Raw genomic sequence first — 13,672 nt, 5'->3', positions numbered from 1 at the left:
AGCATGCCGGAGGGAGATGACAGGTTTGTGTATTCGGATGATCAAAAGCACACGCTGATCCCTGTAGGAGCGAGCCTGCTCGCGAAAAACGTCTGAGCACCGCGTTCATTCAGACTGCACGCGTTATCGTTGACGTCCATCGCGAGCGAGCTCGCTCCTACAGGGGAATTGTGTACGCCGCTTTGTTACAGCGGCTTCCCACGATTCCCATGCTGACTGACGAACGCCTGCACGGCCTTCAGATCATTCGGCAAAACAGTGCACCGCTCATCGCGTTCAAACAGATCGGCCAGATGCACCGGCAACTCCAACGCCTTGCCCACACCCGCCTTCAACACCGCGTCCGGGAATTTGACCGGGTGTGCCGTGCCCAGAATCACCATCGGAATATCCAGGCTACGACGGCATTCCCGCGCAGCCTTCACGCCGATAGCCGTGTGCGGGTCCAGCAATTCGCCGGTCTGCTCGTAAACCTCGGCAATGGTCTCGCACGTCCGCGCATCATCCACTGCCAGCGAATCGAACAGTTTGCGGGCCTCAGTCCAGCGCTCCTGTTCAACGCTGAAACCGCCACCCTGCTTGAACGATTCCATCAGACCGGCAATCGCCGCACCGTTGCGACCATGGAGGTCGAACAGCAGGCGTTCGAAGTTCGACGACACCATGATGTCCATCGACGGCGACAGCGTGGCGTGCAGGGTTTCCTTGACGTACTGATTGCCGCTCATGAAGCGGTGCAGGATGTCGTTGCGGTTGGTGGCGACGATCAACTGGTTGATCGGCAGGCCCATGTTGCGCGCCAGGTAACCGGCGAAGATGTCGCCGAAGTTGCCGGTCGGCACCGAGAACGATACCGATCGCGCCGGGCCACCCAACTGCAGCGATGCGTGAAAGTAGTAAACGATCTGGGCCATGATCCGCGCCCAGTTGATCGAGTTCACCGCAACCAGCCGCGTGCCCTTGAGGAAGCTCTGGTCGGCGAAGCTCGCCTTGACCATTTCCTGGCAGTCATCGAAGTTGCCCTCGATGGCGATGTTGTGGATGTTCTCGCCGAAGATCGTCGTCATCTGGCGACGTTGCACTTCCGACACGCGGTTGTGCGGATGGAGGATGAAGATGTCGACGTTTTCACAGTGCTTGCAGCCTTCGATGGCCGCCGAACCGGTATCACCGGACGTAGCGCCGACGATTACCACGCGCTCACCGCGTTTTTCCAGCACGTAGTCGAGCAAACGACCGAGCAGTTGCAGGGCGAAATCCTTGAACGCCAGGGTCGGGCCGTGGAACAGCTCCAGCACCCACTCATTGCCATTCAGCTGACGCAACGGCGCCACGGCGCTGTGGGAAAACACAGCGTAGGTTTCTTCAAGAATTTTTTTGAAATCGGCATCGGGAATGCTGCCGGCGACGAACGGGCGCATGACCCGAAAAGCCAGCTCGTGATACGGCAGGCCGGCCCAGGACGCGATTTCTTCCTGGGTGAAACGCGGCAGGCATTCCGGGACGTACAAACCGCCGTCAGTGGCCAGACCGGCCAGCAGGACGTCTTCGAAATTCAGGGCCGGTGCCTGGCCGCGAGTACTGATATAGCGCATAGGAGCAACCTTCGGTTTTGGCTGCAAGCTGCAAGCTGCAAGCTGCAAGTGAAAGCCGATCTGCTTTTAACTTGCCGCTTGAAGCTTGCCGCTTGTCGCTGTGTTAATTCAGATGTTCTACGCGAATGCGTACGACCGGACCCACCACGCCTGCCAGAGCTTCCAGCGCCGCAATCGCGTCGTTCATGTGCTGTTCCAGCACACGGTGGGTCAGCAGGATCATCGGCACCAGACCGTCATGCTCTTCGACTTCTTTCTGCATGATCGATTCGATGTTGATGCCGCGCTCCGACAGGATGCTCGCGACCTGAGCCAGCACGCCCGGATGGTCCTTGGCCTGAATGCGCAGGTAGTACGCGCTTTCGCAGGCTTCGATCGGCAGGATCGGGTGAGCCGACAACGAATCCGGCTGGAAGGCCAGGTGCGGCACACGATTTTCCGGATCGGAGGTCATGGCGCGAACCACGTCCACCAGGTCGGCGATCACCGACGAAGCGGTCGGTTCCATGCCGGCGCCAGCGCCGTAGAACAGGGTCGAGCCGGCAGCGTCACCGTTGACCATCACCGCGTTCATCACGCCGTTGACGTTGGCAATCAGGCGATCGGCCGGGATCAGCGTCGGGTGCACGCGCAGTTCGATGCCGGCCGCAGTGCTGCGAGCGACGCCGAGGTGCTTGATGCGATACCCAAGCGCTTCGGCGTAGTTCACGTCAGCGGTGGTCAGCTTGGTGATGCCTTCGGTGTAAGCCTTGTCGAATTGCAGCGGAATGCCGAACGCAATGGACGCGAGGATCGTCAGCTTGTGGGCCGCGTCGATGCCTTCAACGTCGAAGGTCGGATCGGCTTCGGCGTAACCCAGGGCTTGCGCCTCGGCGAGTACGTCTTCGAAGGTGCGGCCCTTCTCACGCATTTCGGTGAGGATGAAGTTACCGGTGCCGTTGATGATGCCGGCCACCCAGTTGATGCGGTTGGCGGACAGGCCTTCACGGATCGCCTTGATCACCGGGATGCCACCGGCCACGGCCGCTTCGAACGCGACAATCACGCCCTTCTCGCGAGCCTTGGCGAAAATTTCATTACCGTGAACGGCGATAAGCGCCTTGTTCGCGGTGACCACATGCTTGCCATTCTCGATGGCCTTGAGTACCAGCTCGCGGGCAACGGTGTAGCCGCCCACCAGCTCTATAACGATGTCGATCTCAGGGTTCGTGGCCACTTCGAAGACATCGCTGGTAATCGCAATACCGGTCGTTTGGAACTGAGGCTTTGGCGTGCGCGTGGCAATTTGTGCCACTTCGATTCCACGCCCGGCACGACGAGCGATTTCCTCGGCGTTGCGCTGAAGTACGTTGAAGGTACCGCCACCGACGGTCCCTAACCCACAGATGCCTACTTTGACCGGTTTCACTGTGAACTCCCCATAAAACGGCCGACTCAAGGCCGGCCGTGAAAACAACCGCGTGCTCGCGGCTCTCTATTGATGGCCCGGCAAATGTTGCCGCCGGACCACGATCGTCAAAGCTGGCCGTGACGATGCGAATTTACTTCGCGCCCAGCGCCAGTTTGGCGACTTGTGGCGCAGGCTGGTAGCCCGGAATGACCTGACCATCGGCCAAAACGATGGCCGGCGTACCATTTACGCCAATCGACTGGCCGAGGGCGAACTGTTTGGAAACCGGGTTATCGCACTTGGCGGCCTTGATTTCCTTGCCATCGACCATCTTGTCCATCGCCGCTTTCTTGTCTTTCGAGCACCAGACCGCTTGCAGCTGCTCGTCACCCGGCGAACCGAGGCCCTGGCGCGGGAACGCCACATAACGCACTTCGATGCCGCGCTTGTTCAGCTCGGGCACTTCGGCGTGCAGTTTGTGGCAGTACGGGCAGGTCGTGTCGGTGAACACGGTGATGTGCGATTTGGTTTCGCCGATGGCCGGGTACACCACGGTTTCCGCGACCGGAATGGCGTTGACCAGCTTGGAAACGCCCAGGCGCTCGGTTTTTTCGGTGAGGTTGACCGGCTTGCCGTCCTTGAGCTCGAACAGGTAGCCCTGAACCACGTACTGGCCGTCGGCGCTGGCATACAGCACGCGACTGCCTTGCAGTTTGACTTCATACAGGCCCGGCAGCGGGCTGGCGGAAATGCTTTCCACCGGTACTTCGAGCTGGAGCGATTCCAGGCTCTTACGAATGGCTTTGTCGGCCGCGTCATCGGCGACGGCAAAGGTGCTGACCAACGCAATGGCTGCGGCGGCGAAAATCTGGGTCAGACGCATGTGAACTCCTGAAGGCGGACAAATGAGACGGTCAGAACGCCCGTGCCGAAACACCGGGTCATAACCGCCCATCGTGCAAACCGGCAAAGCCTACCACATAAGGGCTGAGTGGCCGAATGCGCCTGTCGCAAGACGACAGGACATACACGGATTCAAATGTGGGAGCGGGCCCTTCATTTACCCGCGCGGGTGGTGTTTTGCGTGCAGGTCCTGCAAGCGCGCGCGGGCGACGTGGGTGTAGATCTGGGTGGTCGACAGGTCGCTGTGGCCGAGCAGCATTTGCACCACCCGCAAGTCGGCGCCGTGGTTGAGCAGGTGCGTGGCGAAGGCATGACGCAGGGTGTGCGGCGACAAGGACTTGCCGATCCCGGCGACCTTGGCCTGATGCTTGATGCGGTGCCAGAAGGTCTGGCGGGTCATCTGCTCACCGCGCAGACTGGGAAACAGCACGTCGCTGGGCCGCCCGCCGAGCAGCTCGCCACGGGCGTCGCGCATGTAACGCTCAATCCAGACGATCGCCTCTTCGCCCATCGGCACCAGCCGCTCCTTGCTGCCCTTGCCCATCACCCGCAGCACGCCCTGGCGCAGGTTGACCTGCTCCAGCGTCAGGCTGATCAGCTCCGTCACCCGCAAGCCGCAGGCGTAGAGCACTTCGAGCATGGCGCGATCGCGCTGGCCGATGGCTTCACTCAGGTCCGGCGCCTTCAACAGCGCTTCCACGTCGGCTTCCGACAGGGATTTCGGCAATGGTCTACCCAGTTGCGGCATATCGACGCGCAACGTCGGATCGACCGCGATCAGTTTTTCCCGCAGCAAATAGCGATAGAAGCCACGCACACCCGAAAGAAATCGCGCAGTGGAACGGGGCTTGTAGTTTTGCTCCAGGCGCCAGGCCAGGTGATCGAGGATCAATTCGCGCCCGGCGTTGATCAACTCCAGTCCCTTCTCCTGCAACCATCCGTTGAACAACGCGAGGTCACTGCGGTAGGCGTCGCGGGTGTTGTCGGACAGGCCTTTCTCCAGCCACAGAGCGTCGAGAAACTGGTCTATCAGTGGGTGATCGATGGCAGGCATATAGGCTCAGGCAAGACCGACAGTACGGACAGGGAAGATAAATCGCGGACAACAAAAAAGCAGCCCGAAGGCTGCTTTTTTCTGCATCGGAAGCTGGACTTAAGCCAGTTTTTCCTTGATGCGAGCTGCTTTACCGGACAGGTCACGCAGGTAGTACAGCTTGGCTTTACGTACGTCACCGCGACGTTTAACGGCCATGCTGTCGATTTGCGGGCTGTAGGTCTGGAAAGTACGCTCTACGCCAACACCGTTGGAGATTTTACGAACGGTGAAAGCACTGTTTACGCCGCGGTTACGCTTGGCGATAACAACACCTTCGAACGCTTGCAGACGCGAACGGTCGCCTTCCTTCACTTTCACCTGAACGACAACAGTGTCGCCCGGGGCAAAGGTAGGGATTTCTTTGGTCATCTGCTCTGCTTCGAGTGCAAGGATGATTTTGTTAGTCATGCTGTGCTCCTAAGGTAAATCAACGGACTTACCATCGATACGTTGTTAACTATCGTCCCGCTCGCGGATGTATTCCTCGAGCAGCTTCTTCTCTTCTCCAGAAAGCGAGCGGCTTTCCAGAAGATCGGCGCGTCGTTCAAAGGTCCTACCAAGGGACTGCTGTAAACGCCAACGCCGGATATGCGCGTGATTGCCACTAAGCAACACGTCGGGAACACGCTGATCCGCATACACCTCCGGTCGGGTGTAGTGCGGGCAATCCAGCAGACCGTCCGTAAAGGAATCTTCCTCGGCGGAGTCCGCATGCCCTAAAGCTCCAGGCAGCAGTCGTGTAACCGCATCGATCAGGACCATCGCCGGCAGCTCGCCGCCAGACAGTACATAGTCGCCAATCGACCACTCTTCATCGACATGAGCTTCAATAAAACGCTCGTCAATGCCTTCATAACGGCCGGCAATCAGGATCAATGCATCCAGATTCGCCAACTCGCGTACCGCCGACTGATTCAGCTGACGGCCTTGGGGGGACAGGTAAATCACCTTCGCCGCCTCCCCGGCTGCTGCCTTGGCCTGAACCAATGCATCTTCCAGGGGCTTGATCTTCATCACCATGCCCGGACCACCGCCAAATGGGCGATCGTCCACAGTGTGATGTCGATCCGTCGTGTAGTCTCGCGGGTTCCAACAGGTGAGCTGTAACAGCCCCTGTTTCACCGCCCGACTGGTGATGCCGTACTCGCTGATGGCGGAGAACATCTCGGGAAACAAACTGATCACTTCTACGCGCAAGTTAGCCACGCTTAGAAGTCCGCATCCCATTCCACCTTCATCTCGCCTGCGGCCAGGTCGACGGCCAACACGCATTGCTCGGTATAGGGCAACAGGCGTTCGCGATCATCCAGGCTGTCAGCGCAAGGCTTGACCACCATTACATCATTGGCGCCGGTTTCCAGAAGATGATCGACTTTCCCGAGCAGTTGCCCGAGTTGATCAATAACCTTCAAACCTTCCAGCTGGTACCAGTAGTACTCGCCGTCGGTCAATTCAGGGAAGAGGTTGCGCGGCACGCAGATCTCATAACCGGCCAGAAGACGAGCTTCTTCACGATCATCGAGACCCTTGAGCTTCGCGACCAGGAACTTGTCGTTCCCACGTCCGCTGACCAGCTCGACCTGTTTCACATCGCCTTCGCGCTTGAGCGTCCAGGTTTTGTACTGCAACAGGTTTTCAGTCGGATCAGTAAAGGAATACACCTTCACTTCGCCGCGAACGCCATGAACAGAGTAAATCTTGCCGATAACGATCAAATCATCAGCAACCGCTGGCGTCGCGTTCATATTGCTCAGGCCGCAGCCTTAGACGCGTCCTTCAACAACTGAGCAACACGCTCAGAAGGTTGTGCACCAACGCTCAGCCAGTAGGCTACGCGCTCTTGGTTCACGGACAGACGGACTTCTTGACCACGAGCAACAGGGTTGAAGAAGCCAACCTGTTCCTTGTGCGAACCGTCGCGCGGGTTGCGGCTGTCGGTTACGGTCAAGTGGTAAAACGGGCGCTTTTTGGAGCCGCCAAGGGCAAGACGGATTGTTAGCATGTGAACATCGTTCCTGTAGTCGGTGCAGCAAATCTAAAGGCACAGCGGGCATAGGTGCCCGAAAGGCCGCATATTCTAAGGAATATCCGGACTTTTGCAAATGTCTTTTTCCGGCGGCCTATCGGACGCCATCCAGATTTGCTATAGAGCCGTCGTTGAAAACGGCCAGTCAGCTCCCGCCAAGTGCGGGTTTGCTGGAGATCCCACTTCCGTGTGGGGCTGCGCCGACATGACTGCCGGCGCGAATACTTTACATTTTCGGCATGCCGCCGCCGGGCAACATACCGCCCATGCCGCGCATCATCTTGGCCATTCCGCCTTTCGCGGAGAACTTCTTCATCATTTTCTGCATCTGCTTGTGTTGCTTGATCAAGCGACCGATGTCCTGCACCTGAGTGCCGGAACCCATGGAGATCCGGCGTTTGCGCGAACCGCTGATCAGGTCAGGGTCGCGGCGCTCGGCCGGGGTCATGGAATTGATGATGGCTTCCATCTGTTTGAACTGCTTCTCTGCCGCGCCCTGGGCATTGCCCATTTGCGCCAGGTTCACACCACCGATGTTCGGCAGTTTGTCCATGAGGCCGCCGAGGCCGCCCATGTTCTTCATCTGTTGCAGTTGATCGCGGAAGTCTTCGAGGTCGAACCCTTTGCCCTTCTTCAGTTTCTTGGCCAGCTTGTCGGCCTTGTCCTTGTCGAGGGTCGCTTCGGCCTGCTCGATCAGGCTGAGCACGTCACCCATGCCGAGAATGCGCGAGGCAATACGCTCAGGATGGAACGGTTCGAGCGCTTCGCTCTTCTCGCCCATACCGATGAACTTGATCGGCTTGCCGGTGATGGCACGTACTGACAGCGCAGCACCGCCACGGGCGTCGCCGTCGACCTTGGTCAGAATCACACCGGTCAGCGGCAGTGCGTCGCCGAAGGCCTTGGCCGTGTTGGCGGCATCCTGGCCGGTCATGGCGTCAACCACGAACAGGGTTTCGACCGGGTTGATCGCGGCGTGCAGCGCCTTGATCTCGCCCATCATCTCTTCGTCGATGTGCAGACGACCGGCGGTATCGACGATCACCACGTCGATGAATTTCAGTTTCGCTTCTTTAATAGCCGCTTGCGCGATGTCGACCGGCTTCTGGCTCAGGTCGGACGGGAAGAAGGTAACACCGACTTCACCGGCGAGCATTTCCAGTTGCTTGATCGCCGCCGGACGGTAAACGTCCGCGGACACGACCATAACCGACTTCTTCTTGCGCTCTTTAAGGAAGCGCGCGAGTTTGCCGGCAGTGGTGGTTTTACCGGCGCCCTGCAAACCGGCCATCAACACGACGGCCGGTGGAACGGCGCTCAGGTTCAGGTCTTCGTTGGCCGCGCCCATCAGGCTTTCGAGTTCGGCCTGGACGATTTTCACGAAGGCCTGGCCCGGCGTCAGGCTGCGCGACACCTCGGTGCCAACGGCGCGTTCCTTGACCGAATTGACGAAATCCTTGACGACCGGCAAGGCGACGTCGGCTTCGAGCAACGCCATGCGCACTTCGCGCAGAGTGTCTTTGATGTTGTCCTCGGTCAGCTTGGCCTTGCCGGTGACATGGCGCAGCGTCTGCGAGAGACGGTCGGTTAAGTTTTCAAACATTGCGCGATCCTTTCAGGCCCTGTGTAGACCGGGATAATGGCGGCCCAGACCCGAATCAACATGTGCTCGGCGAGCCTGCGGCGTGGGCAGGTCGCGGATTATAGCGAAGACTGCGCCTGCCGCACACCTCGCACTTTCGTGGCGTGTGGGTTCTATGCCAAACTCAGCGCCTTTCGGGCTTGCCTAACAGGATTTATGCTCCCCTTGTCACCCAGTTTGCTCACCACTCTCGCCGCCGCCTGCTTATATGCCGCTGCGACCCTCTATCAGGGCACTCGACTGGCCTCCGGCGCCAAGGCGAACAAGCGCCTGCTGGTCACGCTCGGCGTTCTGGCCGTGCTGGCTCACAGCGCCAGCCTGCTCACGCATCTGTTGACGCCCATCGGCCTGGGCCTGGACTTCTTCAGTGCCGCCAGCCTGATCGCCGCCGCCGTCATCGCCCTGACCCTGATGGCCTGCTCGCGGATTCCGGTGGAGAACCTGCTTATATTGCTGTTCCCGCTCGGCGCCGCCACTGTGTTGCTGGCGCAGTTCGCCCCGGCCGGCACGGTGCAGATCATCGACGAAGAGCCGGGCATCCTCGCGCACATCCTGCTGTCGATCCTCGCCTACGGCATGTTCACCATCGCGGTGTTCCAGGCGTTGCTGCTGCTGGTTCAGGACCATCAGCTCAAGCACAAGCACCCGTCCGGGCTGATCAAGAATTTCCCGCCACTGCAAACCATGGAAAGCCTGCTGTTCGGCTTCCTGTGGGCCGGCTGGACACTGTTGTCGCTGTCGCTGATCTCCGGATGGCTGTTCGTCGATAACCTGTTTGCCCAGCACTTGGTACACAAGACACTGCTGGCGTGCCTGGCCTGGATTGTATTCAGCGTGCTGCTCTGGGGCCGCAATCGCCTCGGCTGGCGCGGACACAAGGCCATCCGCTGGACCCTCGCCGGTTTCTGCCTGCTGATGCTGGCGTATTTCGGTAGCAAGCTGGTCCGTGAATACATTTTGCACATCTGACGGGCGGCATTAATGGACGACTTGCCCATAGGGCCGATGCTCGCCGTACTGGCCCTGCTGATTTTATGGTCGGGGCTGTTTACCGCCATCGAAGCGGCGCAGCAGCATTTGCTGGCCCAGCGCACCGCCTCGCGTTCAAGCGACAAATCGGTGGCGAAGCTGAGTTTTCCGCTCAACAGCCTGATTTTTTGCAACACCTTGTGCCGCGCCCTAGTGGTGGTCATCAGCACCTTGCTGGCGATTTTTACCTGGGCCGAGAACGGCCCCTGGGCCGCTTGCCTCGGGGCTGGCGCGATTCTGCTGGTATTCGCCGACTATCTGCCCCGCACCCTCGCCGCCCGTTATCCCGACGCGATCCTGGCCCTGGGCAACACCTTGCTCGGCGTTCCGCTGAAAATCATCTACCCGGCTGCATGGCTGCTCGATGGCATCAGTAAAGTGCTGACGCGGCCAATGGCGCGCAAAGCCAAAGTGGTGCAGCACAGCGAAGACGAGCCGCCGAAGGATCGCCACGACGATCAGGAACCGGTGTGTCGCCCGCACCCGCTGTCGGGCATTCATGCGCTGGACAACATCACCGTCAACGACATTCTGGTGACACGCAGCGATGTCGACGGGGTCAACCTCGACGACTCGATCGAAGAAATTCTCGAGCAACTGCGGGCCAACCGGCGCACGCGCCTGCCGGTTTTCCACAGTGACATCAATCAGGTCGAGGCGGTGCTGAACACCCGGCAGATCCGCCACCTGCTGCCCGACGGCCTGCTGACTCGCGAAGCGTTGCTGGCGGCATGTCATGACCCGTACTTCGTGCCGGAAAGCACCCCGCTGCAGCTGCAATTGCTGAACTTCCACAAACAGCAGCGGCGCCTGGGCATGGTGGTCGATGAGTACGGCGAGGTGCTGGGCATCGTCACGCTGGAAGACATCCTCGAAGAAATCGTCGGCGAATTCGAAAGCCAGCACAGCCTGCGCAACCCGCACATCCACCCGCAGGCCGACGGTCGCCTGGTGATCGATGGCGCGGCATCGATTCGCGAACTGAACAAAAGCCTTGGCTGGCACTTGCCCAGCGACGGCCCGAAAACCCTTAACGGCTTGGTGACCGAGGCGTTGGAAACAATTCCGGACAGCGCGGTATGCCTGAAGATCGGGCGTTATCGACTGGAGATTCTGGAAACCGAAGACAACCGCGTGACCCGCGTGTTGATCTGGCATACGGCTGCCCTACCGACACCCGTCTGACACTCCCCGGTGCTACCCGCACCCCGCAGCAAACCCACATCCCTGGGTGTTCGACCATAATAATTCGCTCCACTGGGGCACATGACTGTCAGGGATAACCGCATGACGACCAGCACGACCTTTTCCGAAACCACGCCTGCGCCACCGACGAACTCCGCGACCCGCGTGGCGACCGCGAGCTTCATCGGCACCGCCATCGAGTTCTACGACTTCTACGTGTACGCCACGGCGGCCGCGCTGGTGATCGGCCCGGTGTTCTTCCCGCAGACCTCCGGCACCGCGCAGATGCTGTCGGCGTTTCTCACCTTCGGCATCGCGTTCCTCGCTCGCCCGTTGGGCTCGGCACTCTTCGGCCACTTTGGTGACCGCGTCGGGCGCAAATCGACGCTGGTCGCCTCCTTGCTACTGATGGGCGTGTGCACCACGCTGATCGGCGTGTTGCCGGGTTATGACAGCATTGGCGCCTGGGCGCCGATCCTGCTGTGCGTGCTGCGCTTCGGCCAGGGTTTGGGACTGGGTGGCGAATGGGGTGGCGCAGCCTTGCTGGCCACGGAGAATGCGCCCAAAGGCAAGCGCGCCTGGTTCGGCATGTTCCCGCAGCTCGGCCCTTCGATCGGTTTTCTCGCGGCTAACGGTTTGTTCCTGACGCTGGCCATGACCCTGAACGACGACCAGTTCCGCTCGTGGGGCTGGCGGATTCCGTTCCTGCTCAGTGCCGTGCTGGTGATGGTCGGCCTGTACGTGCGCCTGAAGCTGCACGAAACTCCGGTGTTCGCCAACGCCATGGCTCGTCAGGAACGGGTGAAGATCCCGCTGGTCGAGCTGCTCAGCCAGTACTGGGCGCCGATGTTGCTGGGTGCCGGCTCGATGGTGGTGTGTTACGCGCTGTTTTACATCTCGACGGTGTTTTCGCTGAGTTACGGCGTGTCGACGCTCGGCTACACCCGCGAAACCTTCCTCGCGCTGCTGTGCTTCGCCGTGCTGTTCATGGCCGCCGCGACGCCGTTGTCGGCCTGGGCCAGCGACCGTTACGGGCGCAAACCGGTGCTGATCATCGGTGGCGTGCTGGCGATTCTGTCCGGGTTCTTGATGGAGCCATTGCTGACCCACGGTTCGACCTGGGGCGTGGCGCTGTTCCTGTGCATCGAGTTGTTTCTGATGGGCGTGACATTCGCGCCGATGGGGGCGCTGTTGCCGGAGCTATTTCCGACGCATGTGCGTTATACAGGCGCGTCAGCGGCGTACAACCTGGGCGGTATTGTCGGAGCCTCGGCGGCGCCGTTCTTTGCGCAGAAGCTGGTGGCGATGGGCGGTTTGAGTTACGTCGGCGGGTATGTGTCGGGGGCGGCGGTGCTGAGTTTGATTGCGGTGCTGTGCTTGAAGGAGACGCGGCATAACGATTTAAATCGGATGGCCTGACAGGACGCCATCGCGAGCAGGCTCACTCCTACCAGGGACCGCGCTCCGTCAAAGAGAACGCAGTCCAATGTGGGAGTGAGCCTGCTTGCGATAGCCGCGCCTCGCTTACAGCTCTACAACGACCGCCTGAGAAGCACGGGTTGCTTTAGCCCGAGCGGCTTCAATCGACTCATCCCGCGCCAGCGCCACACCCATCCGGCGCTGACCATTCACTTCAGGCTTGCCGAACAGACGCAACGCCGTGTCCGGCTCGCTCAATGCAGCGCCCAGATTGGAAAAAGCCGTCTGGGTAGACTGCCCTTCCACCAGAATCACTGCGGAAGCCGAAGGCCCGAACTGACGGATCAATGGAATCGGCAAGCCGAGAATCGCCCGTGCGTGCAATGCAAACTGCGACAGGTCCTGAGAAATCAGGGTCACCAGACCGGTATCATGCGGACGCGGCGAGACTTCGCTGAACCACACCTGATCGCCTTTGATAAACAGCTCGACACCAAACAGACCACGACCGCCCAAGGCTTCGGTGACCGCTTTGGCCACGCGCTCGGATTCAGCCAAGGCAATCGGGCTCATGGCTTGTGGCTGCCAGGATTCCTGATAGTCGCCCTTTTCCTGACGGTGACCGACCGGCGCGCAGAACGTGGTGCCACCGACGTGACGCACGGTCAGCAAGGTGATTTCGTAGTCGAAGTCGATAAAGCCTTCGATGATCACCCGGCCCTTGCCGGCGCGACCGCCTTCCTGCGCGTAATCCCACGCAGTTTTCACGTCAGCGCCGCTGCGCAGCAGGCTCTGGCCTTTGCCCGAGGAGCTCATGACCGGCTTGACCACGCACGGGAAACCCAAGTCCTCAACGGCCTTGCTGTAGTCCTCGAAGGTGTCGGCGAAGTGATACGGCGAAGTCGGCAGGTCCAGCTCTTCAGCGGCCAGGCGACGGATGCCCTCACGGTTCATGGTCAGCAGTGCGGCGCGGGCGGTCGGGATCACGGTGAAGCCTTCGGCTTCCAGCTCAACCAGGGTCCCGGTGGCGATGGCTTCGATTTCCGGCACGATGAAGTGCGGCTTCTCGGCTTCAATCACCGCACGCAGGGCCGCGCCGTCGAGCATGTTGATGACGTGACTGCGATGCGCCACCTGCATGGCCGGCGCATTGGCGTAACGATCCACGGCAATCACTTCAACGCCCAGGCGCTGCAGCTCGATCACCACTTCCTTGCCCAACTCGCCACAGCCACACATCAATACGCGGATCGCGGTGGGCGACAATGGAGTTCCGATACGGGTCATCTCAGGTCCTCAAAGGAGCGGATCATCGAGGGATGCAACGCTACGCGCGCTTCCCATGGAAAGAAAGCGCGGCATTTTACATGAACCTGATGCCCCGCGG

Annotated in this window: 13 protein-coding genes; 3 read left to right on the top strand and 10 right to left on the bottom strand. The window is 60.2% G+C overall.

Annotated elements, in window-relative coordinates; translation table 11 throughout:
- Window positions 1–185 precede the first annotated feature (185 nt).
- From thrC to ffh, 9 genes are all read right to left on the bottom strand, one after another.
- Complete coding sequence (gene thrC, locus ACYZT4_RS26325) at window positions 186–1,595, bottom strand: threonine synthase (RefSeq protein WP_461983943.1); 1,410 nt, start codon at window positions 1,593–1,595, stop codon at window positions 186–188.
- A gap of 103 nt (window positions 1,596–1,698) precedes the next feature.
- Entirely contained in the window at window positions 1,699–3,003 is a 1,305-nt protein-coding gene (locus ACYZT4_RS26320) for a homoserine dehydrogenase (RefSeq protein ID WP_461983941.1), read from the bottom strand.
- A 133-nt stretch (window positions 3,004–3,136) separates the two neighbouring features.
- Entirely contained in the window at window positions 3,137–3,868 is a 732-nt protein-coding gene (dsbC, locus tag ACYZT4_RS26315) for a bifunctional protein-disulfide isomerase/oxidoreductase DsbC (RefSeq protein WP_461983939.1), read from the bottom strand.
- Window positions 3,869–4,045: 177 nt separating this feature from the next.
- Window positions 4,046–4,942 carry a site-specific tyrosine recombinase XerD gene (xerD, locus tag ACYZT4_RS26310; RefSeq protein WP_461983938.1) on the bottom strand — a complete coding sequence of 299 codons (897 nt, stop codon included), beginning with the start codon at window positions 4,940–4,942 and terminating at the stop codon, window positions 4,046–4,048.
- A 99-nt stretch (window positions 4,943–5,041) separates the two neighbouring features.
- On the bottom strand, window positions 5,042–5,392 hold the full coding sequence (gene rplS, locus ACYZT4_RS26305) for a 50S ribosomal protein L19 (protein WP_063322826.1): 351 nt from the start codon (window positions 5,390–5,392) through the stop codon (window positions 5,042–5,044).
- A 45-nt stretch (window positions 5,393–5,437) separates the two neighbouring features.
- Window positions 5,438–6,211 carry a tRNA (guanosine(37)-N1)-methyltransferase TrmD gene (trmD, locus tag ACYZT4_RS26300; protein WP_178111736.1) on the bottom strand — a complete coding sequence of 258 codons (774 nt, stop codon included), beginning with the start codon at window positions 6,209–6,211 and terminating at the stop codon, window positions 5,438–5,440.
- Window positions 6,193–6,729: a ribosome maturation factor RimM gene (gene rimM, locus ACYZT4_RS26295; RefSeq protein WP_461983935.1), complete on the bottom strand. Its 537-nt coding sequence runs from the start codon at window positions 6,727–6,729 to the stop codon at window positions 6,193–6,195. Before rimM ends, trmD begins: the two co-directional genes overlap by 19 nt.
- Window positions 6,730–6,734: 5 nt before the next feature.
- Window positions 6,735–6,986: a 30S ribosomal protein S16 gene (gene rpsP, locus ACYZT4_RS26290; RefSeq protein WP_010463010.1), complete on the bottom strand. Its 252-nt coding sequence runs from the start codon at window positions 6,984–6,986 to the stop codon at window positions 6,735–6,737.
- A gap of 250 nt (window positions 6,987–7,236) precedes the next feature.
- Window positions 7,237–8,613, bottom strand: coding sequence for a signal recognition particle protein (gene ffh, locus ACYZT4_RS26285; protein ID WP_461983933.1), 1,377 nt, complete (start codon window positions 8,611–8,613; stop codon window positions 7,237–7,239).
- Window positions 8,614–8,808: 195 nt separating this feature from the next.
- Between ffh and ACYZT4_RS26280 the strand changes: the two genes are divergently transcribed.
- The 3 genes from ACYZT4_RS26280 to ACYZT4_RS26270 all read left to right on the top strand — a co-directional run bounded on the left by ACYZT4_RS26280 (window position 8,809) and on the right by ACYZT4_RS26270 (window position 12,285).
- A complete protein-coding gene (locus ACYZT4_RS26280) occupies window positions 8,809–9,621 on the top strand; it encodes a cytochrome C assembly family protein (RefSeq protein WP_461983931.1) in 813 nt (270 codons plus the stop codon).
- Between the two features lie 12 nt (window positions 9,622–9,633).
- A complete protein-coding gene (locus ACYZT4_RS26275) occupies window positions 9,634–10,866 on the top strand; it encodes a transporter associated domain-containing protein (protein ID WP_461983929.1) in 1,233 nt (410 codons plus the stop codon).
- A 102-nt stretch (window positions 10,867–10,968) separates the two neighbouring features.
- Window positions 10,969–12,285, top strand: a complete 1,317-nt coding sequence (locus ACYZT4_RS26270; RefSeq protein ID WP_461983927.1) for an MFS transporter — start codon at window positions 10,969–10,971, stop codon at window positions 12,283–12,285.
- A 105-nt stretch (window positions 12,286–12,390) separates the two neighbouring features.
- Here the strand turns inward: ACYZT4_RS26270 and purT are convergent, their stop codons facing one another.
- Window positions 12,391–13,572, bottom strand: coding sequence for a formate-dependent phosphoribosylglycinamide formyltransferase (gene purT / locus ACYZT4_RS26265; protein WP_461983925.1), 1,182 nt, complete (start codon window positions 13,570–13,572; stop codon window positions 12,391–12,393).
- Window positions 13,573–13,672: the final 100 nt, after the last annotated feature.

The sequence above is a fragment of the Pseudomonas sp. GB2N2 genome (genome assembly GCF_054897705.1).
This window is presented reverse-complemented; position numbering and strand designations above follow the sequence as displayed.